This is a genomic window from Variovorax sp. P2_H12, from assembly GCF_056403395.1.
In genome coordinates this window covers 15,283-37,449 of record NZ_JBFUFO010000057.1, presented here as the reverse complement: position 1 = coordinate 37,449, position 22,167 = coordinate 15,283, and the positions used below count along the sequence as shown (strand labels likewise).

Below are 22,167 nucleotides of genomic sequence, written 5' to 3'. Positions count from 1 at the left end.
GTCCTCACCACGCCCAACGCCAAGCAGCAGAGAGCGCTCAACCTCATCCAGAAGATCCAGATGTAGACAGCAGCCAGAACCCCGATCTCACGCCAAATGCTTGTCGTGCAAAGGAAAACTCGCTCGGCGACTTCAGGAACTTCGGGCTAGCGTTCGCAGCGAAACAGGACGCCGGACTCCGCCGGCGCCTTCCCGAGCATCCGCAGGGTCGATCGATCCTTTTCGCAATGCGCCGCAGCCTGGGCGGAGGTCGTGGCACGCAAGACGCCGTCGCTCATGCGGACGACTTCATTGGGGGGCGTGGCGCAACCACCCAGTGCCAAGGCGAGGAAAGACAAGGCGAGCCGGTTCATGCGCCGACTGTAGCGCCTCGACGTTCAAGGCACCTCCGAAGCGTCGAAATCGAGCTCCACCTTGGCCCCGTTGGGGTCGTGGCAGAACAGCTGCCAGGTGCCGGCACCGGCCTGCTGCCGCAACTCGTACCTGACCCCGCTCTCGTCGAAGCGGGCCTTGACCGCGCGCAGGTCCTGCGCCGTGAACGCCATGTGGTCGATGACTCCGGTGCGCTGCGCCGGCACCGGCCGATCGAAGTAGAGGTGCAGCACCGCCTGCGGGCCGCTGCCGTAGAGCCAGGCGCCGGGAAAGCCGAGCTCCGGCCGATGCCCGACGCGCAGGCCGAGCAGGCCGGTGTAGAAGGCGAGCGTCTTCTGCTCCCCCCCCCCCCCCCCCCGGCCCCCCGCGACTCGAGCCGCGCGTGCGCCTGCGCCGCGGCATCGAGCGCAAAGCGCTCGATGGGTGGCAGGCGGATCGAGCCGTCCGCCAGCGCGCTCCAGACGCGCTGCGCGCGTTCGGCCAACTGCGCCTGGGTCGAGACGTAGTCGAACACGACGGGGCGCGAGAAGCTCAGCGACTTGGCCACCAGCGCATCGGGCGCCAGCGGCGCCAGGGGGCCGCTGGCCTGGCCGAGGCTGATCCAGTGCCCCCGGCGCGCGAGGGCGGCCAGGTTCTCGTCGCGGGCCGCGTCGCCCAGGCCGTCGATCACCACGTCGGCGCCGCCGCAGCTGCGCTGCACGGCATCGGCGAAGCGGTAGTCGCGGGTCACGATCACGTGTTCGCAGCCATGCTCGCGCGCGACGCGGGCCTTCTCCTCGCTCGACACCGTGCCGATCACCACGGCGCCGAGACGGCGCGCCCAGGCGCACACCAGCAGTCCGACGCCACCGGCCGCCGCGTGGACCAGCAGCCGGGTGCCACGCTGCACGCGCCCGAGGTCGTGCAGCAGGTAGTCGGCCGTGATGCCCTTGAGCAGCAGCGCGGCAGCAACGTCGTCCTCGACCGCGGCAGGCAATCGCACCACCCACTCGGCCGGCACGCAGCGCACGCCGCAATAGGCGCCCGGCACGGGGCCGAGGTAGGCCACACGGTCGCCGGGCAGGAAGCCGGAGACCTGCGCGCCGACATCGAGCACGCCGCCGGCGGCCTCCATGCCCGGCACGCCGGGCGAGCCCGCGGAGAGCGGCAGCATCGACGGCATCCAGCCGCGGCGCAGGTACACGTCGATGAAGTTGACGCCGACGGCGCGCTGCCGGATGCGCAGTTCGCCGGCGCGCGGCGCGGGGGCCTCGAAAGCCTGCGCCCGAAGTTCATCCGGGCCGCCATAGCGCTCGATGGCGACACGGCGCGTCGGCACCGGCAGCGCCGTCGGCATCGCGTGGCCGGCGGGCGCGTGCCGGTCGGCGCCCCCGCGCAGGTAGCGCCGCAGATCCTCGAAGCCGGTCTCGTACACGCCCTGCGCCACGGTGTCGCGCAGTTCGCGCTCCATCCCCGGCGGCGTCGCAAAGCTCGACTCCCAATGCCAGAAGGTCCGGTTGCCGTCGGTCACCGGCTTGAGCCTGACCGTGGCGACGTAGCGCTGCAGCGGCAAGCTCGCCTCGACGATGCAATAGGTGCTCTTGTGCTCGGTGTCCGACAGCGTCAGCAACTGCTCGCGGATGCGGTTGCCGTCCTTCAGCGTGAAGCTGCGCACGCAGCCGACCTGGTCGCTGCGCTCGCCTCCCTCGATATGGCTGGACGCGATCGCGCTGTGCCACCGGTCGTGGCTGTTGAAGTCGCGCAGCACCGCCCAGACGCGCTCGATGGGCGCATCGATGACTGCGGAGCGCACGACCTTCTGAAGCATGGATTCTCAGCGCAACGATCGCCGCTTCAGTGCGTCGAAGCCGGCCTGGAACACGCCGTTGCCGATCGATTCCGTCAATTCGCGCTCCCGGCCGGCCTCGCAGTCGAACTCGGCGCTCCATTCGGCGAAGCAGTGCCCGCCGTCGGTGACCGGCGTGAGCTTGAGCGTGGCGATGTAGTTCGCCACGCCCATCGGGCTTTCGAGGATCTCGTAGGTGCAGCTGTACTCGTAGTCGGACAGCGCCAGCAGCTTCTCCCGGATCATGCCGCCGTCCTTCAGGTGGAAGTGGCGGATGCAGCCGACGCGATCGGGCGGCTGGTCGTTCTCGATCCGGCTGTCGGCGATCAGCGGATGCCATTGCGGCAGGCCGTTGAAATCACGCACGCGCGACCACACGCTGTCCGCGGGGGCGTCGATCACGCTGGAGACATAGACATTCACCATGCGCTATTCCTTCGGCGTCGGCGCCGAGGGCAGGGCGGCATGGGCGCCGCTGGCGTCGCCGACCAGCCGCTGGATGTCGCCGCCTTCGATGCCGATCTCGCGCAGCAGCTGGTCGACCAGCGGCGCCTGCGCCCTGAAGCGCAGCGCCGAGTTGACCAGGCCGTCGGCAAAGCCGCTGCCGCCACCGCCTTCACCGCCGCCCGAGGAACCGCCGAGGCCGTCGACATGCAGGATCTTGATGCCTTCGATGCGCTCCAGCGGGCGCACCGATTCGCGGATGATCGCCTCGGCCTTCTCGACCAGCTTCAGGCGCAGGGCCGACATCCGCGCCTCGGGCGTGAGCATGTTGTGGGACTCGTTCATCATGCGCGCCGCGTCGGCCTCGATCTCGGCGCGCACCCGCATCGCCATCGAGCGGATCTTGTCGGCATCCGCGTCGGCTTCGGCCTGAGCGCGCACTGCGGCGCCGCGCGCGGTGCTGGCGTCGCTCTCGGCCTGCGCCGCCGAAGTCAGGCGCAGGGCGTCGCGCTCGGCGACCTGCTGCGCGCCGATCAGGTCGATGGCCTTCTTGCGTTCGGCCATCTCGACCTCGCGGGCCGTGAAGACCTTCTCCTCCGCCGACACCGCCAGCGCCCGCGCGATCTCGGCTTCGGCCTGCGCCTCGCTCTGGGCCTTGCTCTCGCGCGCGACCGAGATGGCGCGCTGCTGCTCCGCCAGCTCGAGCGACAGGCGGCGCTCGATCTCGGCGCCCTGGATCGCGCGCTCCTTGCCGATGCGTCCCTCCTCGATCGTCTGCTCGGCGCGGATGCGGGCCTGGTCGATGCCTTGCTTCGCCGCGATCTGCGCGGCCTCGGCGTCCTGCTCGCGCTGCGCGCGTTCGGCCGACACCTCGGCGCGCTGGCGGGCGCGCGCGATCTCGAGCTCGCGCTGCTGCGCAAGCCGCGCGTGCTCGGCTTCGCGATCGATGTCGAGCGAGAGCTTCTCGGCCTCGAGGTTCTTGTTGCGGATCGCGATCAGCGTGTCCTGCTCGACGTCGTTGCGCTGCTTCTTGCGATGCTCGATCTGCTCCGTGAGGCGGGTCAGGCCCTCGGCGTCGAAGGCGTTGCTCGGATTGAAGAACTCCATGCCGGTCTGGTCGAGCTGCGTCAGGGAGGCTGCTTCCAGCTCGAGGCCGTTCTTGGTCAGGTCCTCGGCGACGGCGTCGCGCACCCGCTTCACGTAGGTGCCGCGCCGCTCGTGGAGTTCTTCCATCGTCATCTCGGCCGCCGCGGTGCGCAGCGCGTCGACGAACTTGCCCTCGACCAGTTCCTTGAGCTGCTCGGGCTCCATCGTCCGCAGGCCCAGCGTCTGGGCCGCTGCGGCGACCGCCTCTTCGCTGGTCGCCACGCGGACGTAGAACTCGGCGATGACGTCGACGCGCATCCGGTCCTTGGTGATCAGCGCCTTGTCGCGGCCGCGGTTGACCTCGAGGCGCAGCGTGTTCATGTTGACCGGGATCACGTCGTGCACGATCGGCAGCACGAAGGCGCCGCCGCCGAGCACCACCTTCTGCCCGCCCAGCCCGGTGCGCACGAAGGACCGCTCCTTGGAGCTGCGCAGGTACAGCCAGTGGAGCAGCCAGACCGCGATGGCGACGACGATCGCAACGACGATCAGCCCGAGGATGAAACTTCCGAATTGAGCGCCTGACATGGATCTCGTCTCCTTATTCAGTTGAGGACAAAGCAAAAGCTGCCGAGCAGCTGATGGGTCTGTCCCGCAAGGTCATCTGTCCAACGTGATCTGAACGAAGCGTCGCGTCGTCTCGGTGAGCGCCGCCTCGACGGGCAGGCGCTCCATCGAGCTCGCGCCGTAGAAGCCGTGGCACGCCGGGCAGCGCGACAGCACGTACTGCGCATCTTCGGGCGTGGCGATCGGCCCGCCGTGGCACAGCACGATCGCCTCGGGGTTCACCGCATGCGCCGCCGCCGCCCAGGCGTTGATCCGCGGCACGCAATCGGCCAGCGCGAGCGCGGTCCCGGCGCCGATGACGCCCCCGGTGGTCAGGCCCAGGTGGCACACCACGATGTCGGCGCCGGCCGCGGCCATCGCGCGCGCATCGGCCTCGCAGAAGACGTAGGGCGTGGTCAGGAGGTCGAGCGCGCGGGCACGAGCGATCAGCTCGACCTCGAGCGCATAGCCCATGCCGGTTTCTTCGAGGTTGGCCCGGAAGACGCCGTCGATGAGGCCGACGGTCGGGAAGTTCTGCACCCCCGAAAAGCCAAGGGCGATCAGCCGGCCCAGGAATTCGTCCGGGATCATGAACGGATCGGTGCCGTTCACGCCGGCCAGCACTGGCGTGTGCTGCACGATCGGCAGCACCTCGCGCGCCATCTCGCAGACGATCTCGTTGGCATTGCCGTAGGCCATCAGGCCCGCCAGCGAGCCGCGGCCCGCCATGCGGTAGCGCCCCGAGTTGTAGATCACGATCAGGTCGATGCCGCCGGCCTCTTCGCACTTGGCCGACAGGCCGGTGCCCGCGCCGCCGCCGATGATCGGTCGGCCGGCGTCGATCTTGGCGCGCAGGCGAGCCAGCAGGGTCGATCGGGAGATGCGTGGCATGGTCGGGGTCCTCCTGTTGTCAGGGGCGCTCAGGCGCGCCGCGCGCCGGCCGGGGTTCGCGACACCTCGTGCCAGGCGCTCACCAGGGCATCGGCGAAGGCTTCGTCGTTGATGTGCAGCGGCAGGCGCAGCAGCTTGCGGTCGGGGCCGCTGCGAAAGCCGCGCTCGATGCTGCCGAAGAGCTGCCGGTCGGCATCCGGGTCGTGGAAGGGCTGGCCGGGCCGGTCGATCGCGGAGACGCCGCCTTCGGGGATCAGGAAGCGCACCGGCCCGCGCATCGCGTTGAGCTTCACGGCGATGAATTCGCCGATCGCGCGGCATTCCTCGGCCGAGGTCCGCATCAGCGTCACGGTCGGGTTGTGGCGGTAGAGCCGGCGCGCCTTGAAGCGTTCGGGCACCGTGTCCCAGGCGCCGAAATTCACCATGTCGAGCGCGCCGCAGGAGCCCACGTAGGGCAGCGCGTGGCGGGCGAAGACGTCCAGCCGCGTCGCGCCGGCCGACAGCACGCCCCCGGCGATCTCGTCCGCGATCTCGGTCGTCGTGACGTCGATCGCGCCGGCGATCAGGCCCGACTCGGCCAGTTTCTCCATCGACTGGCCGCCGACGCCGGTGGCGTGGAACACCAGACAGTCGAAGGCGTTCTCCAGGCGCCGGGCGACGGCCTGGACGCAGGGCGTGGTGACGCCGAACATCGTCAGGCCGATCGCCGGCCTGGTGACGCTGGAGGCCGCCGGCGGATGCGCGATCATGCCGGCCAGCGCGTTCGCCGCATTGGCCAGCACCAGCTCGCTGATGCGGTGGATGCCCTGCACGTCGGTGACTGAATACATCATGCAGATGTCGCTGGGGCCCACGTAGGGCCGCGTGTCGCCGCTGGCCATGGTCGACACCATCATCTTGGGCACGCCGATCGGCAGTGCGCGCATGCCCTGGGTCGCCATCGAAGTGCCGCCGGAACCGCCGGCGGAGATGATGCCGCCCAGGTCGCGGCGGGTGCCGATGAAGGCCTCGAAGGCCAGCGCCATCGCTGCGGTGGCGCTGCCGCGGTCGTTGCTGAAGACCGCCGATTCGCCCAGCGGATGGTGGCGCGCGACCTCGCGCGGATGCACGCTCGCGGGCGAGGGCGTGCCGGAGGTCGACAGGTCGACCGTGACGACGCGCAGGCCGAGCTTCTCGAGGCACTGGCGCAGGAAGGCCAGCTCGCGGCCCTTGGTGTCGAAGGTGCCGGCGACGTAGGCCGAGCGCTCGCTGCTTGCGGCGACCGGGAACTCGAAGACGCGGGGCGAGGCGGCGGCAGGCTGGGCCGGCGCTGGCGCCGCCACTGGCGCCAGCCGGACGATGTCGGTCACCGGCGCGGCAGTGCCGCCGGCGTTCCAGCGCGTGAAGCCGCGCACCGTGCTCGGCGCCAGCTTGTCGAGCGAGGTCGCGCCGTCGCCGTGCGCGCGGCGCACCGTGAACACTTGCATGGACTCTGGCGGGCCGGTATCGACGGCGGCGCTCGACACCTCGAGATCGTCCTCCGGCCCGCCCGAGCGCACGCCCAGCAGGCGCTCCTGCAGCTCGCGGTCGGCCGCCAGCTGCGCCGCGGGCATCTCCTGCGCGATGCGGCCGTTGACCATCAGGCCGATGCGGTCGGCCACCGAGATCGCGACACCGAGGTTCTGTTCGATCAGCAGCACCGCGATGTGGCCCTCGGCCGCCAGCTCGCGCAGCGACTGCGCCACCTGCTCGACGATCACCGGCGCCAGGCCTTCGGTGGGCTCGTCCATCACGAGCAGCTTGGGGTTCAGCAGCAGGGCGCGTCCGATCGCCAGCATCTGCTGCTCGCCGCCCGACAGCTGTGCGCCGCCATGGCCGCGGCGCTCCGCCAGGCGCGGGAACATCGCATAGACGCGATCGACCTCGCGCCGGCGGCTGGCCACCAGCCGAAGGGTTTCGTCGACCGACAGCGACGCCCACACCCGGCGACCCTGCGGCACGTAGGCGATGCCGCGCTTCGTGATCTCGTTCGGCGCCAGCCCGAGAATCTCCTCGCCCGCCAGCCGGATGCTGCCGCGCGCCGGCACCAGGCCGGTGATGGCGTTGCACAGCGTCGTCTTGCCCATGCCGTTGCGCCCGACGATGCCCAGCACTCCGCGCTCCAGCGTCAGGCTGACGCCCTGCAGCGCATGGGCGCGGCCATAGAAGACGTCGAGCGCCTCGATGGCCAGCATCGGCGCGCCGCTGGCCGCGACGGCCCGGTCGGTGCGAAACCATGCCATCAGTGCCTGCTCCCCATGTAGATCGCCTGGACCTGGGCGTCGTTCTCGATCTCGTCGGGCGTCCCGGTGCGAAGCACGCGCCCGTTGTGCATCACCGTGACCCGGTCGACCACGCGCAGCGCGATGTCGAGGTCGTGCTCGATCAGCACGAAGCTCATGTGCGCCGGCAGCGAGCCCAGCAGCGCGACCAGTTCGCGCCGTTCGACCGGCGACAGGCCGGCGGCGGGCTCGTCGAACAGGATCAGGCGCGGCGCGCCGGCCAGCGCCATGCCGATCTCCAGCTGGCGCTGCTGGCCGTGCGCCAGATTGGCGACCCGTTCGTCCGCGATGTGGCTCAGGCGCGAGCGCTCGAGCAGGTCGCGGGTCGCGCGCATCGAGGCATGGCCGGCGCGCGCGCGCAGGAAACTGAAGCGCCCGCTGGCCACGCCGCGCACCGCCAGGAACAGGTTGTCGCGCACCGACAGGTCGCGAAACAGCAGCGACGACTGGTAGGTGCGCCGGAGGCCCTTGCGGATGCGGTCGTGCGGCGGCAGTTCGGTGATGTCCTCGCCGAAGAAGTGGATGCGCCCCGCCGTCGGCGGAAAGTCGCCGGTGATGGCGTTGAAGAGCGTGGTCTTTCCCGCCCCGTTGGAGCCGAGGATCGCGTACTTCTGCCCGGCCGTGACGGTGAGCGACACGTCGTCGACCGCCCGCAGCGCGCCGAAGGCGCGCGTCACCCCGTCCAGCCGCAGCGCGTCGCCCGAGAGCAGCTGCGCGCGGGCATCCGCGCCAGCGCGCAACGCGGCAGACCTGAGCGGGGTGATCGTGGCCATCTTCAGCTTTCTCGCGAAGCGTGCCAGGCGCCGGCCGGCGAAGCCGGGCCCCCTCGGGACACACCGCGGAACCGGCTTTGCCGGGCCGCCGGTGTGGCCCCCTTGAGGGGGGAGGCGGCTACACGCAGTGAGCAAGCAACGGGAGTGGGCTTCATTTGCGGCAGTCGGGGACGTCGCGGGTGCCGAGGCCCATCTTCTTGAACTCCGCCTCCGGCAGGCCCAGCGTCTGCGTGATGTTGGGCACCGACTTGACGACCTTGTTGTAGAACGAGCCGTCGGGCGCCTTCGCCACCTCGGTGATGTAGGTGGTGCCGACGCCGTTGCGGTTGGCGTCGATCCTGACCTCGCCGGCCGGACCCTTGAAACTGGTCTTCTGCAGTGCGTCGCGGTAGGCCTTCTGGCCGTTCGACAGGTCGCCCTTGACCGCGTCGAGCGCGTCCAGCGTGGCCTTGGTGTTGATGTAGTACAGGTAGGCGAACAGCGACGGGCTCGGGAATCCGTCCTTGAAGGTGGCCTTGTAGTCGGCCACGAACTTCTTCCACTCGGGCGTGTCGATCGAATCGGCCATCGGCCCGGCGGACGCCGTGCCGAGCAGCGACTCGCGGCGCTTGCCCTTGAAGTTGAGCACCGTCTGGTCGACCGTGATCGAGCCGCCGACCATCGGCTTGTCGCCGCCGGCCTGCTCGTACTGGGTCAGGAAGTTCACCGCGTCCGAACCGCCGAGCACGACGACCAGCGCATCGACGTCCTTCGGAATCTTCGCGATCACCGAGGCGTAGTCCTTGGTGCCGAGCGGGACCCAGGCCTTGTCGACCACCTTGCCGCCCTTGGCGCAGTAGCTCGCCATGAAGCCCTGCACCTGCGAGTACGGGAACCCGTAGTCCTCGGCGATCAGGAAGGTCTTCTTGTAGCCCTTCGAGAGCGCATGCTCGCCCAGGCCGACCATCCATTGCGCGCCCTCGGTGTTGAAGCGGTAGAAGTTCGGCGCCGGGTCTGCCAGCGTGGTCGCCTGGGCGCCGGACGAGCCGTTGATGAAGGTGATGTTGGGCTGCGTCTTCGCGTAGTTCTTGACCGCGATGCCCTCGTCGCCCGACAGCGGGCCGATCATGATCTGCACCTTGTCCTGCTCGACGGCCTTGCGCGTGGCATTGACCGCCTTGTCCGGGGTGGCGTCGGACGAGACCTTGACGAACTCGATCTTCTTGCCCCCGGCCATGCCGTTCCTTTCCTTCAGCGCGAGGTCCGCGCCGCGCATGCTGTCCTGGCCGGGTGCCGCGAACGGGCCCTCCAGCGTGGCGAGCAGGCCGATCTTCAAGGTTTCCTGCGCCTGGGAAAAGCCGGCCACCGTGACCAGCGCCGCCGCAGCAATGATGCTGCGCCCGAACGATTGCTTGCCTCTGCTCATGTCTCGCTCCTTCTTTTTCATCGATGAATGCGGCCACGGCCGCGGGGGGTGAAAGGGGCGCCCAGGCGGTTGCGCAGGCTCTGCCACAGGCCCAGCAATCCATCGGGGGAAAACAGAACGATCGCCAGGAAGACCCCGCCGATCACGAGATTGAAGCGTTCGCGGTCGACCAGGTCGATGGCGAAGTTCTGCAGCAGCACGAACACGATCGCGCCGATGAAGGCACCGATCGGGTGCTTCATGCCGCCGAGCACGGCGATGATGAGGATGTTGATCATCGCGCCGATACCGACGGTGCCGGGCGAGATGCGGCCGTTGTACCAGACCATGAGCACGCCGCCCACCGCGGCGAGGAAGCCGGCCACCGCATAGGCGCCGACGCGATGCGCCGTCACGTCGTAGCCCAGCGCCTGCATGCGGCGCGGGTTGTCGCGGATGCCTTGCAGGGCCACGCCGAAGGGCGCCCGCACCAGGTGCTTGACGAAGAAGTAGCCGCCCGCCGCGCAGGCCAGGACCAGGAAGTAGAAGGGCATGGGCTCGTGCAGGTCGAGCTCGAACACCGTCGGCGGCCCGATGCGGCTGAAGCCCTGGAAGCCGTTGAAGACCGTGTAGTTCTGCTGCGCGAGATAGAAGAAGGCCACGCCCACCGCGAGCGTGATCATGATCGTGTAGATGCCCTCGGTGCGCACCGACAGCCAGCCGATGGCCGCCGCGACCAGGGTGGCCAGCGAGATCGCCACGATCAGCGCCAGCCACCAGGGCCAGCCCAGGCTGATCGCGACGTTGCTACTGGTGCCGAAGATCGCCAGCATGTAGGCGGCGAAGCCCGCGACCGTCATCTGGGCCAGCGACACCATGCCGCCGTAGCCACCCAGGAAGGTGAGCGACAGCGCGATGAGGCCGAGCGCCAGCGACTGGGCGCCGATCTGGAAGGTGAAGAAGGGCGAGGCCACGAAGGGATAGGCCAGGACGAAAGCGGCAACGAGCAGGTGGCGCAGCTTCACGGCGCCCAGCGCGGATCGCCACCACGCGGGGGCCGCCGCCTGCGGGCGGGCCGCGCTGCCGGCCCCCCGAGGCTGGGTGCCCGCGTGCGCCGTCGCGGTACCGCGCGCGGGCGCCGCCGCCGTCGAGGACGCGTGCATGGCCCGCCGCCAGCGTGCCGCGCTCACTCGAAAACCTCCGTGCTTCGCACTGCGGTGCGATCGCCTTCGGGCGGCCGGGCGGCGCTCAAGGAACCCTCCGCGGCGCTCATGTACTCTTCCCCATCAGTCCGCGCGGCTTGAAGGCCAGCGCCACGACCATGATCACGAAGGTGAAGACCACGCTGTAGGTCGGCGCATAGGCCAGGCCGAACTGTTCGGCCAGGCCGATCAGCAGCGCGCCGATGGCGGCGCCCACCACGCTGCCCATGCCGCCGACGATCACCACCACCAGGGACGCCAGCAGGTAGCGCGTGTCCTCGCCGGGCGAGATCGACAGCGCGGTGCCGCCGACGACACCGGCCAGCCCGGCCAGGCCGGCGCCGATCGCGAACGTGAGCGCGAAGACGCGTTGCACGTTGACGCCCGAGGCCGCCAGCATGGCGCGGTCGTCCACGCCGGCACGGATCATCATGCCGATGCGGGTGCGCGCGAGCAGCAGCCAGAGCCCGACGCCAATCACGATCGATGCCAGCAGCACGAACAGCCGATAGGTCGGGAATTTCGCGATCAGCGGGAGGGTGGTGGAGCCATAGATCCACGCCGGCGGATCGAAGGTGTAGATCTCGGCGCCCCAGAGCCAGAGCATCAGGTCGGCCATCACGATCGACAGGCCGATGGTGACCAGCGTCTGCCGCAGGTCCTGGCCCTGCATGTGGCGGAACACCAGCAGCTGCATCAGCAGGCCGAGCACCGCCGCGGCAAGGAAGCCCGCCATCACCGCCAGCACCCAGGAGCCGGTGCGTTCGCCGACGAACCAGCCGACATAGGCGCCGAAGAGGTAGAGCGAGCCGTGCGCGAGGTTGACGTTGCGCATCAGGCCGAAGACCAGCGTGAAGCCGCTGGCGACCAGGAAGTACAGCGACGCGAGCGTCATTCCGTTCAGCAAGGTCTTGAAGAACAGCGTCGCGTTGTCGGCGATCGCCCAAACGACGAAGACGGCGATCGGAACGCCAAACAGCAACCAGAGGCCAGCGCTCTTCTTGCTCACGCGGCGCGCTCCCAGGCCCGCTGCGAGGCGATCTCGGGCGCCTTGGCAAACTCGCCGTCCTTCATCACCGCGAGGATGCGCTTCGGATCGCGCAGGATCGACAGGTTGGCGAGCGGATCGCCATCGACCAGCAGCAGGTCGGCCAGGTACCCGTCCCTGACGGCGCCGAGTTCGTCGGGTTTCATCATGATCTGGCCGCCGTAGAGCGTCGTCGACCGGATCGCCTCCATCGGCGTGAAGCCCAGGTACTTGACGAAGAACTCGAGGTCCCGCGCATTCTGGCAATGCGGCGTGAAGGCGAATCCGTAGTCGCCGCCCGGCAGCACGCGAATGCCGCGCCGGTGCATCTTCTGGAGCGAATCGATCGCGGCTTCCCACTCGATCTCGTAGCCCATGCCGACCGCCATGTCGTGCGTGATGCCGTAGGGCTCGGCCTCGTGCAGCATGGCGTAGAGGATCGCGATGCCCGGGGCGACGAAGACGCGGTCCTTGGCGGCCTCGAGCAGGTCGAGCGCCTCGTTGTCGACGAAGCTGGCGTGGTAGATCAGGTCGATGCCGTGGCGCATCGCCTGCTTCACGCTGTCGGAGGAGCGCGCATGCGCAATGCCGCGCTTGCCGCGGATGCGCACCTCGCGCATGGCAGCCGCGACCTCCTCGTCCGACATCCAGGTGGTCTCGGCGGGCGATTGGGGCGTGAAGTTGTCGCCCGACAGATTGATCTTGATCGAGTCGACGCCGTATTTGAGGAACAGGCGCACGGCCTTGCGCATCTCTTCGGGGCCGGAGATGTTGACGCCGAAGCTGAACTCGGGGAAGGGCAGGTGCGGCAAGGTCTCGTCGCCGAGACCGCCCAGCACGGTGATCTCCTGGCTCGCCGCCAGGTAGCGCGGGCCGGGGATCTGCCCGGCGTTGATCGCGTTGCGGATCACGACATCGAGCCGCGGCTTGGCGCAGGCGGCGCCGACGCACGAGGTGAAGCCGGCCTCAAGGTAGCGCCGCGCGACCTTGGCGCACCACAGCACATGCTCCTCGAGCGGCAGGGTCTGGATCTCGGCCAGCGTGGCGGCGTCGTTCCACGAGAAATGCGTGTGCGCCTCGCACATCCCGGGCATCAGCGTGGCACCGGCGCCATCGATCACCGTCGCGCCACCCGGCGCGATCGGCGCCGTGCTGCGGCCGACCTGCCGGATGCGGTTGCCGCGCACCAGCACGCTGCCGGAATAGGGGTTCTGCCCCGTGCCGTCGAGGATGCGGACGTTGGTGAAGACGACGTCAGCCATGGGCTTCTCCTGTCAGGCCGTGGTCCAGCGCGTGGTGCGCGCCGAGCGCACCGGCGGCGCGCGATGGAACTCGCCGTCCTTCATGACGGCCATGATGCGGGCCTTGTCCTGCAGTACCGTGATGTCGGCGAGCGGGTCGCCGTCGATCAGCAGGATGTCGGCCAGGTAGCCTTCCCGGATGTAGCCGATGACCTTGCCCATGCGCATCATCGGACCGCCCCAGGCGGTGGCCGACAGCAACGCTTCCATGGTGCTCATGCCGACGTGCCTGACGAAGTACTCGAGGTCCTTGGCGTTGGTGCCGTGCGGTGTCCAGGCAAAGCCGTAGTCGCCGCCGGGCAGGATGCGGATGCCTCGCTTGCGCATCGCGCGCATGCTCTCGACGGCCGCCTCGAGCTCGCGGTGGTAGCCCATCTTCCGGGTCACCTCCTCGGTCAGGCCCCACGGGCTCGCGTGGTGGCAGGTGTTGATGAGCCAGGCCAGGCCCGGCGCGATGAAGTGCTCGGTCTTGTGGGCCTCGAGCATGTCGAGCGCCTCTTCGTCGGTGAAGCTGGCGTGGTAGATCACCTCGATGCCCTGCTTCACGCACTGCTTGATGGCCCAGGTGGAACGCGCGTGCGCGGCCACGCGCTTGCCCCAGGCCTTGGCCTCCTGCACGCAGACGGTGACCTCTTCCTCGGTGAACTGGCTCATCTCGCTCGGCATGCCGGTGATCGATTCGCCGGAGAGATTGATCTTCACGGAGTCGACGCCGTACTTGGCGAACATGCGCACGCAGCGGCGCATCTCCTCGGCGCCGCTGACGATCGCGCCGAAGGCGAACTCGGGCTGCGGCAGGTGCGGCCGGGTGGTGTCGCCCAGGCCGCCGGGCACGGTGATCTCCTGGCTGGCGGCCAGGTAGCGGGGGCCGACGATGGTGCCGTCGTTGATCGCATTGCGGATCACGACGTCGAGCCTCGGCTTGGCCGCCGCGGCACCGACGCAACTGGTCCAGCCCATGTCCAGGTAGCGCTTCGCGACCTCGGCGCACCACAGGATGTGCTCTTCGGGCGGCATGCGCTGGATGGCGTCGAGGCTGGGCTGGTCGTTCCACGAGAAATGCGTGTGGGCCTCGACCATGCCCGGCATCAGGAAGGCGCCGGCGCCGTCGATCACCTGCGCGCCCGAGACCGGCGCCGATCGTTCGCCGTAGCCGGTCCTGACGACGCGGGCAATGCGGTTGCCCTGCACCAACACGTCGCCGGTGAAGGGCGCTTCGCCGCCGCCGTCGAAGACCCGCACGTTGGTGAACAGCACGTCGGCCATGTCAGTGCCCGCCCGGCCGCCCGAAGGGCACTGAGCGCCCCCTCGGGGGGCAGCGATACACGAAGTGATGAGCGTGGGGGCCAACGATCTCTTGCCCGCCCGGCCGCCCGAAGGGCATTGAGCGCCCCCTCGGGGGGCAGCGATACACGAAGTGATGAGCGTGGGGGCGTTTCATCTCAGCTCCTGGCCTGCGCCGCGAGGAAGTCGCGCAGCTCGCGCTGGCACTCGTCGGGGCGCTCGATCGGGGTCCAGTGGCCGCAGCGCGGCAGCACCACGACGCGCCGGCTGGCGGCGCGGTGCAGCCGCTCGGCCATGGCGCGCACCGCCTGCGGCGGCGCCACGCCGTCTTCGTCGCCGGTCACCAGCAGCACGGGCACCTCGATCTGCTCGACCGCGGCCGCCTGGGCGCCGGCCAGCGCTTCGCAGCTGCGGGCGTAGGCCTCGCCCTCCTGGCGCATCAGGCTTTCGCGCACGAAGGCCACCGCCACCGGCAGGCGCTGGCGGGTGTCGGCCGAGATGGCGCCCTGCAGCAGCGCCTGGGTGATCTCGTGCATGCCGGCGGCGCCTTCGCGCGCCTTGGCCGCCCGCGCGGTCATCGCCGCGSGGGCGGCGTCGGGCGGCGCGATCAGCGGGCCGAACAGCGCCACGCTCGCGACCCGCTTCGGATGCGCAGCGGCGATGTGCTGGCAGACGATGGTTCCCATCGAATGGCCGACCCAATGGGCGCGCCCGACCTTCAGCCGCTCGCAGACGTCGAGCAGCGCTTCGACGTAGCGCGCGATCGACAGCGCGCCCTCGGCGCGCTGCGAGCGGCCGCTGCCCGGCAGGTCGACCCGGATCACCCGGTGCCGCGCCATCGCCGGCATCAGCGGCGTGTAGGTGTTGGTGCTGCCGCCGAGTCCGTGCACGCAGACGATGGCCGGGCCTTCGCCTTCCTCTTCCACCGCGACGCGGTCGATCATTTGAAAGCTCATGGCCTACTCGAACCGGTTCTCGATGACACCGACGCCGTCGATCTCGATACGGACCACGTCGCCCGCCCTCAGCCATTGCGGCGGCTTCAGGCCCATGCCCACGCCCGAGGGCGTGCCGGTGGCGATCACGTCGCCGGGGTGCAGCGTGATACCGCGCGAGCAGGTCTCGATCAGCGTCGGGATGTCGAAGATCATGTCGCGCGTCTGGCCGTCCTGGCGCAGTGCGCCGTTGACCCAGCCGCGCACGCGGGTGGCGCGGCCGTCGAGCTCGTCGGCGGTCACGATCCACGGGCCCATGGGGCAGAAGCTGTCGAAGCTCTTGCCCAGGTCCCACTGCTGGTGGCGCATCTGCACGTCGCGCGCCGTGACGTCATTGACCACCGTGTAGCCGAACACATGGTCCATGGCATGGGCCGCGAGGATGTCGCGCCCGCCGCGGCCGATGACGACGGCGAGCTCCGATTCGTAGTCGATCTGGATCGAGGCGGCGGGCGAGGGCAGGCGCACCGCGTCGTACGGACCGACGACGCATTCGCCCAGCTTGCCGAAGACGATCGGCCAGGGGTCGGTCTCGGGCATCGCGGCGCGGAACACCGAGCCGGCGAGTTCGGCCGCATGCGCGCGGTAGTTGCGCCCGACGCAGAACAGGCTGCGCAGCGGACGCGGCAGCGGGGCGCGCAGCGTGATCACTTCGACCGGCAGCCGCGTGCCGGAAGGCTGCGGCAAGGGCTCCCCGCGTGCCAGCGCCTGGATCAGCGGCAGGGCGCCGAGCGACGGGTCGCGCGCGCCCAGCGGCGTGGCCTCCCGCCCGTCCGGCGAGATCGTGCCCACATGGTCGCGTCCACCCCAATTCCAGCTGGCCAAGCGCATCGACTTTGTCTCCATATCGCCCCGGGGTCCTGCCGGTGTGCACCGGCTGCCTCGAAGTCTTGGAAGTCATGTTTGAGACTTGCGTCTCAAATCGGGATGGCTGCATCATACGATCCGGCATCCGCTGTTCACAATAGACCCCGAGCCCGTCCAAGCCCCGTACAAACCCCATGGCGCGACTGAAACACAAGCTGAGCGAACCGCCGACTCCGCCCGAACGCGGCGTCAGGGCCGCCACTTTCCGGCTGCTGCTCGATACCGCCATGACCATCATCCAGGAGAGCGGCCACATCCCCTCGGTGGCCGAGGCCGCGGCGCGCGCGAAGGTGTCGCGCGCCACCGCGTACCGCTACTTCCCGAGCCGCAGCGCGCTGGTCACCGCGGTGATCGACAGCTCGCTCGGGCCGGTGCGCAAGCTGGCTTCCGCCAACCCGAACGGGCGCGACCGCGTGCACGAGCTGTTCCTGCAGACCTTTCCGCGCTTCAAGGAATTCGAGGCGCAATTGCGCGCCGCCGCCCAGCTCTCGCTGGAGCAGTGGGGGCTGGAGCGCGCCGGGCTGCTGGAAGAGGAGCCCTACCGGCGCGGCCACCGCGTGCGCATCCTCGAACACGCGATCGAGCCGCTGGCGCCCCTGATGCGCCCGGCGGTGCGCGACCGGCTGCATCACGCCCTGTCGGTGGTCTACGGCATCGAGCCCTATGTGATCCTCAAGGACATCTGGGGCCTGGGCGATCGCGAGGTCGAGCGCACCGCGCTCTGGATGGCCGACGCCCTGATCGACGCCGCGCTGCGCGACGCCGAGCAGAAGCCGGCCACCCGGCGCCCGGCCCGGCCGAGCGCTGCGAAGACCGTCGCGGCGGCCGCCAAGCGCAGCTGACGACGCCAGCGAACCGACCCTTCTTCGCGGCCGCATCGGCGCGGGCTGGACATGCTCCAAAATCCCTCGGACCCCTGGCCGCTGAGGCCTGGCTCGCCCTATCATGCGGCGCAGTTCGCCCCGCCACGGAGACAGCAGAATGAAATCGACCATGATGCCGGTGCAGCTCAGCACCAACCAGATCCTCGATCGCGCCGGCGCCTACTTCGGCGACCAGAGCGTGCTGGGCCGGCTGCCCGACAAGTCGACCTACCGCCGCAGCTACCGCGAGATCCGCCGCCGGGCGAGGCAGCTCGCGCAGGCCCTGCGCGGCAAGGCCGGCATCGCGCGCGGGGAGGCCGTCGCGACGATGAGCTGGAACCATGCCTGGCACCTGGAGTGCTACTTCGGCATCCCGGCCGCGGGCGCGGTGCTCCACACCCTCAACCTGCGGCTGTCGCCCGAGGACATCGCCTACATCATGGACGACGCCGGCGATCGCGTGCTGATCGTCGACGACGTGCTGCTGCCGGTCTGGGAGCGTGTGTCGCCGCTCCTGAAGCAGCAGCCGCGCGTCATCGTCGTGCCCTTCGGCGGCGCGGCCTTGCCCGCCGGCCTGGAGCGCTACGAGGACTTCATCGAAGGCGACGCCACCGCCTACCAGTACCCCGAGCAGGACGAGAACGAAGCCGTCGGCATGTGCTACACCTCCGGCACCACCGGCCGCCCGAAGGGCGTCGTGTATTCGCACCGCTCGATGGTGCTGCATGCCATTACCGGCTGCATCCCCGACCTGTTCGCGCTGTCGGCGCGCGACCAGGTGATGATGGTCACGCCGATGTTCCATGCCAATGCCTGGGCCGTGCCTTTCTCGGCCATGATGGTGGGCGCCGGCCAGGTCCTGCCCGGGCCGCACCTCGGCGGCGAAGACCTGCTCGACCTGATGGAGGAAGGGCAGGTCACCATGGCGCTCGGCGTGCCGACCATCTGGATGATGATCTGGCAGTCGCTCTCGCAGCCCACGCGCGAGCGCCAACTCGTGAAGGGCATGCGGATGCTGATCGGCGGCGCGGCGGTGCCGCAGACCATGATCGCCAACTTCGAGCAGCACGACATGCGCATCGTGCAGGGCTGGGGCATGACCGAGACCTCGCCCCTGGGCAGCGTCCCGGTCATCAAGACCGAGCACCTGGCGCTGCCCAAGGAACAGCAGCATGCGGTGCGCGCCATGCAGGGCATCGCCGCCCCGCTGGTCGAGATGCGCATCGTCGACGAGGCCGAGGGGCTCCAGCCCTGGGACGGCAAGGCCACCGGCGAGGTCCAGGTGCGCGGACCCTGGGTCACGGGCGCCTACCATGCGACGCCGAACGACCCGGGCAAGTTCACCGCCGACGGCTGGCTGCGCACCGGCGATGTCGGCACCATCGACCCCCAGGGCTACATGCACCTGGTCGACCGCAGCAAGGACATGATCAAGTCGGGCGGCGAATGGATCAGCTCGGTGGAACTCGAGAACCTGGCCATGGGCCATCCCGCGGTCGCCGAGGCCGCAGTGGTCGCGATCCCGCATCCGAAGTGGGGCGAACGGCCGCTGGTGGTGGTGGTGCGGCGCCCGGGCGCCGAGCTCGACGCGCCGGGGCTGCGCGAATTCCTGCGGCCGAAGCTGGCGCGCTTCCAGCTGCCCGACGACTTCGAGTGGGTCGAGGCGATTCCGAAGACCGCGACCGGCAAGTTCCTGAAAACCCGGCTGCGCGAGCTGTACCGCGACCGGGTGTCGCAGTCGCCGGACTGAAGCCTCGGGCGCCGCGCCTGCCTGCCGGCCGGAGCCGTGCTGCTAGCATCGTGGACCGCGCCGGCGTGGCATCGCCACGCGGCATTCATCCAAGGAGACAACGTGGGAGAACTGCTTTCTCTCCTGCGCTTCAACGCCGGCTCCGGCCATATCTGGCTGGACGAGCAGCGCATGCTGCTGTTGCACGCGCGGGCTTTCGCCGAGCTTCGCAAGGAGCTGCTGGATTCGCTGGGCGTCGAGCGCGCGCGCGGCCTGCTGGTGCGCATGGGCTTCGCGTCGGGCCAGCGCGACGGCGAACTGGCCGTCAAGGAACGCCGCGCCGGCCTTCGCACCGAGGACGCCTTCATGCTCGGCCCGCGCCTGCATTCGATCGAGGGCATCGTGAGCGTCGAGATGATCCAGCTCGAGATGGACCTGGCCACCAAGCACTTCTTCGGCGAGTTCGTCTGGGAGAACTCCTGGGAATGCGAGGCCCACGTGGCCGACTTCGGCTACGGCGACGACCCGCAATGCTGGTCGCAGATCGGCTATGCGTCCGGCTACACCAGCGCCTTCCTCGGGCGGCTGGTCGTCTTCAAGGAGGTCGAATGCACGAGCATGGGCGACAGCCGCTGCCGGATCGTCGGGCACCCTGCAGAGGAGTGGCAGGACGAGCGCTATCTCGACTACTTCCGGCAGCACCATGTGGCCGAGCGGCTGATCGAATTCAACCTCGGGCTCGAACACATCCGCGCCCTGCAGCCGCGCCGGGAGTACGACCAGAAGCTGGTCGGCGTCTCGCCGGGCTTTCGTGCGGCGTTCGACCTGTTGCGCACGGCCGCCACCAGCGCCATCACCGTGCTGCTCCTCGGTGAGACCGGCGTCGGCAAGGAACTGTTCGCCCGCTGGCTACACGACAACGGTCCGCGCGCCAAGCAGCCTTTCATCGCGGTCAACTGCGCGGCGATTCCGGCCGAGCTGATCGAGGCCGAGCTGTTCGGGGTCGAGAAGGGCGCCTACACCGGGGCCCACCATGCGCGCGCTGGCCGCTTCGAGCGTGCCCACGGCGGCACCCTGTTCCTCGACGAGGCGGGCGACCTCCCGCCGGCCACCCAGGTGAAGCTGCTCCGTGTCCTGCAGACCGGCGAGATCGAGCGCCTCGGCGCCGATCAGCCGACCCGGGTCGACGTCCGCATCGTGGCCGCAACCAATGTCGACCTGCCGCAGGCCATGCAGGCCGGCAGGTTCAGGAGCGACCTGTTCTACCGGCTCAACACCTTCCCGATCACCATTCCGCCGCTGCGCGAACGCACGGCCGACATCCCGGCGCTGGTCGCGCGCTTCATCGAGAAGTTCAGCGCGCTGTACGGCAAGAAGCTGCGCGGCCTGACCGACAAGGCGATGCGCGAAGTGCTGAAGCACCCGTGGCCGGGCAACATCCGCGAGCTCGAGAACGTGATCGAGCGGGCGGTGCTGCTCGCGCCCGACCATGGCGACATCGACGCAGCCTGCCTGTGGAGCTCGCCCTCCGGCGCGCCCAGCGGCGGTCAGATCGGCGCCGGCGGGCAGATCACCGATGCGGAGGCCGGGACCCTGGACGCGCTGTGCGACCGGGTGCTCGAAGAGAGCATCGACATCGCCTCGCTGGAACAGCGCCTGATGCAGATGGCCATGCAGCGCGCCAAGGGCAATCTGTCGCAGGCCGCCCGGCTGCTGGGCATCACGCGGCCGCAGCTGGCCTACCGGCTCAAGAAGGAAGGGCTGCCGGCGTCCTGAGGCTCTGCGGGCGCTTGGGGTTCATGGCTCCGCCACGCCACCCTGTTCATCGTCCACCCGCTGCATGTTCTCGAGGATCTTGAGCAGGTAGTGCAGGGTGTGCGTGACGTCGTTGACGGAAAAGCCGTCGAGGACTTTCTCGTAATAGCCGTGGATCTTCGGCTGGGCTTCCACCAGCCACACATGCCGTCCTGATTCGGTCATCGTGACCAGGCGCGAGCGCCGGTCGCGTCCGTCGGGCGCGGTGCCGATGTGGCCGTCGCGCTCCATCCGGCTCAGCAGCCCGGAGAGATTCTGCCGGCTCACCTTGAGGTAGCGCGCGAGATCTCCCACGCTCATCCCGTCGCTCACCGCCGCCCTGGACAGCGCGCCCAGCACCGCCCACTGCTGCGTGGTCAGCCCTTCGGCTTCGACCGCTCGGGTGCCTGTTTTGTGCAACATATTGGCACATTGATAGAGTCTGAAGAAAACGCGATTGGCAAGCTCCATACGGGCTGTTTCGCTGTTTTCATTAGGGGTAACCATGATGTTTCTCGTTGAAAAATTGCTATGCAAGCGCCAGACCGGCATCCTACAATAGGTAAACACATTGACGTAAAAGCGATCCGAACCAAGGATGCAGCCGTCAGACGATAGCAAGCTTGAAACCTGATTGGAGAACCTCATGCAAAGATTCGAAGGCAAGACAGTGGTGGTCACCGGCGGCGGTGGCGGGATCGGCGGCGCGACCTGCCGCCGCTTCGGACGCGAAGGCGCCAAGGTGGCGGTGTTCGACCTGAACCTCGACGCGGCGGAGCAGGTCGCGGCCCGGATTCGCGCCGATGGCGGGCAGGCCGAGGCCTTCCGCTGCGACATCACGGAGCGCGCCGGCGTCGATGCCGCGGTGGCCGCCGTGGCGCAGCGCTTCGGTCCGATCGACGTGCTGGTCAACAACGCCGGCTGGGACGTGTTCAAGCCCTTCACCAAGACCGAGCCGGCGCAGTGGGACAAGCTGATCGCCATCAACCTCACCGGCGCCTTGCACATGCACCACGCGGTGCTGCCCGGCATGGCGGCGCGCAAGGCCGGCCGCATCGTCAACATCGCGTCCGACGCGGCGCGCGTCGGCTCCTCCGGCGAAGCGGTGTACGCCGCCTGCAAGGGCGGGCTGGTGGCCTTCTCGAAAACCATCGCCCGCGAGCATTCGCGCCACGGCATCACCGTCAACGTCGTGTGCCCGGGGCCGACCGACACGGCCTTGTTCGCCGAATACAAGGAAGGCGCGGGCAATCCCGAGAAGCTGATGGAAGCCTTCACGCGCTCGATTCCGCTGGGCCGCATCGGCCAGCCGGACGACCTGCCGGGCGCCATCCTCTTCTTTGCGAGCGATGACGCGGCCTTCGTCACCGGCCAGGTGCTGAGCGTGTCCGGCGGCCTGACCATGAACGGCTGAGCCCCGGCCT

Annotated in this window: 18 protein-coding genes and 3 pseudogenes; 4 read left to right on the top strand and 17 right to left on the bottom strand. The window is 69.3% G+C overall.

Features of this window, described 5'->3' with window-relative positions:
- Positions 1–146: 146 nt before the first annotated feature.
- From AC1DYK_RS31885 to AC1DYK_RS31810, 16 genes and pseudogenes are all read right to left on the bottom strand, one after another.
- Positions 147–353: a hypothetical protein gene (locus AC1DYK_RS31885; protein ID WP_478158372.1), complete on the bottom strand. Its 207-nt coding sequence runs from the start codon at positions 351–353 to the stop codon at positions 147–149.
- 24 nt (positions 354–377) lie between these two features.
- Positions 378–674, bottom strand: coding sequence for a VOC family protein (locus AC1DYK_RS31880; RefSeq protein ID WP_478169962.1), 297 nt, complete (start codon positions 672–674; stop codon positions 378–380).
- Between the two features lie 62 nt (positions 675–736).
- A pseudogene (locus tag AC1DYK_RS31875) lies at positions 737–2,179 on the bottom strand (SRPBCC family protein); the annotation flags it as partial.
- A 6-nt stretch (positions 2,180–2,185) separates the two neighbouring features.
- Positions 2,186–2,623, bottom strand: coding sequence for an SRPBCC family protein (locus tag AC1DYK_RS31870; protein WP_478169961.1), 438 nt, complete (start codon positions 2,621–2,623; stop codon positions 2,186–2,188).
- Positions 2,624–2,626: 3 nt separating this feature from the next.
- Complete coding sequence (locus AC1DYK_RS31865) at positions 2,627–4,315, bottom strand: flotillin family protein (RefSeq protein ID WP_478169960.1); 1,689 nt, start codon at positions 4,313–4,315, stop codon at positions 2,627–2,629.
- Positions 4,316–4,387: 72 nt separating this feature from the next.
- A complete protein-coding gene (locus tag AC1DYK_RS31860) occupies positions 4,388–5,224 on the bottom strand; it encodes a phosphoenolpyruvate hydrolase family protein (RefSeq protein ID WP_478169959.1) in 837 nt (278 codons plus the stop codon).
- A 29-nt stretch (positions 5,225–5,253) separates the two neighbouring features.
- A pseudogene (locus tag AC1DYK_RS31855) lies at positions 5,254–6,459 on the bottom strand (Tm-1-like ATP-binding domain-containing protein); the annotation flags it as partial.
- A 531-nt stretch (positions 6,460–6,990) separates the two neighbouring features.
- Positions 6,991–7,437: pseudogene (locus AC1DYK_RS31850) on the bottom strand (ABC transporter ATP-binding protein); the annotation flags it as partial.
- A 47-nt stretch (positions 7,438–7,484) separates the two neighbouring features.
- Entirely contained in the window at positions 7,485–8,297 is an 813-nt protein-coding gene (locus AC1DYK_RS31845) for an ABC transporter ATP-binding protein (protein ID WP_478169958.1), read from the bottom strand.
- Between the two features lie 151 nt (positions 8,298–8,448).
- Positions 8,449–9,702 carry an ABC transporter substrate-binding protein gene (locus tag AC1DYK_RS31840; RefSeq protein ID WP_478169957.1) on the bottom strand — a complete coding sequence of 418 codons (1,254 nt, stop codon included), beginning with the start codon at positions 9,700–9,702 and terminating at the stop codon, positions 8,449–8,451.
- Between the two features lie 17 nt (positions 9,703–9,719).
- Entirely contained in the window at positions 9,720–10,871 is a 1,152-nt protein-coding gene (locus tag AC1DYK_RS31835; protein WP_478169956.1) for a branched-chain amino acid ABC transporter permease, read from the bottom strand.
- Between the two features lie 79 nt (positions 10,872–10,950).
- Positions 10,951–11,892: a branched-chain amino acid ABC transporter permease gene (locus tag AC1DYK_RS31830; RefSeq protein WP_478169955.1), complete on the bottom strand. Its 942-nt coding sequence runs from the start codon at positions 11,890–11,892 to the stop codon at positions 10,951–10,953.
- Complete coding sequence (locus tag AC1DYK_RS31825; RefSeq protein WP_478169954.1) at positions 11,889–13,172, bottom strand: metal-dependent hydrolase family protein; 1,284 nt, start codon at positions 13,170–13,172, stop codon at positions 11,889–11,891. The genes AC1DYK_RS31830 and AC1DYK_RS31825 overlap by 4 nt, the downstream gene beginning before the upstream one ends.
- 12 nt (positions 13,173–13,184) lie before the next feature.
- A complete protein-coding gene (locus AC1DYK_RS31820; RefSeq protein WP_478169953.1) occupies positions 13,185–14,477 on the bottom strand; it encodes a metal-dependent hydrolase family protein in 1,293 nt (430 codons plus the stop codon).
- 176 nt (positions 14,478–14,653) lie between these two features.
- On the bottom strand, positions 14,654–15,451 hold the full coding sequence (locus AC1DYK_RS31815) for an alpha/beta fold hydrolase (protein ID WP_478169952.1): 798 nt from the start codon (positions 15,449–15,451) through the stop codon (positions 14,654–14,656).
- A 3-nt stretch (positions 15,452–15,454) separates the two neighbouring features.
- Positions 15,455–16,321, bottom strand: coding sequence for a fumarylacetoacetate hydrolase family protein (locus AC1DYK_RS31810; protein ID WP_478169951.1), 867 nt, complete (start codon positions 16,319–16,321; stop codon positions 15,455–15,457).
- Between the two features lie 170 nt (positions 16,322–16,491).
- Here AC1DYK_RS31810 and AC1DYK_RS31805 point away from each other — a divergent pair, with 170 nt between their 5' ends.
- From AC1DYK_RS31805 to AC1DYK_RS31795, 3 genes are all read left to right on the top strand, one after another.
- Entirely contained in the window at positions 16,492–17,199 is a 708-nt protein-coding gene (locus tag AC1DYK_RS31805) for a TetR/AcrR family transcriptional regulator (protein WP_478169950.1), read from the top strand.
- A gap of 139 nt (positions 17,200–17,338) precedes the next feature.
- Positions 17,339–18,970 (top strand): long-chain fatty acid--CoA ligase, encoded by a 1,632-nt coding sequence (locus tag AC1DYK_RS31800; RefSeq protein ID WP_478169949.1) that lies wholly within the window; start codon positions 17,339–17,341, stop codon positions 18,968–18,970.
- Positions 18,971–19,072: 102 nt separating this feature from the next.
- A complete protein-coding gene (locus AC1DYK_RS31795; RefSeq protein WP_478169948.1) occupies positions 19,073–20,725 on the top strand; it encodes a sigma 54-interacting transcriptional regulator in 1,653 nt (550 codons plus the stop codon).
- Positions 20,726–20,746: 21 nt separating this feature from the next.
- On the opposite strand, the gene AC1DYK_RS31790 is transcribed toward AC1DYK_RS31795, so the two are convergent.
- Positions 20,747–21,250, bottom strand: a complete 504-nt coding sequence (locus AC1DYK_RS31790) for a MarR family winged helix-turn-helix transcriptional regulator (RefSeq protein ID WP_478169947.1) — start codon at positions 21,248–21,250, stop codon at positions 20,747–20,749.
- A 139-nt stretch (positions 21,251–21,389) separates the two neighbouring features.
- Between AC1DYK_RS31790 and badH the strand changes: the two genes are divergently transcribed.
- Positions 21,390–22,157, top strand: coding sequence for a 2-hydroxycyclohexanecarboxyl-CoA dehydrogenase (gene badH, locus AC1DYK_RS31785; RefSeq protein WP_478169946.1), 768 nt, complete (start codon positions 21,390–21,392; stop codon positions 22,155–22,157).
- The last annotated feature ends 10 nt before the right edge of the window (positions 22,158–22,167 follow it).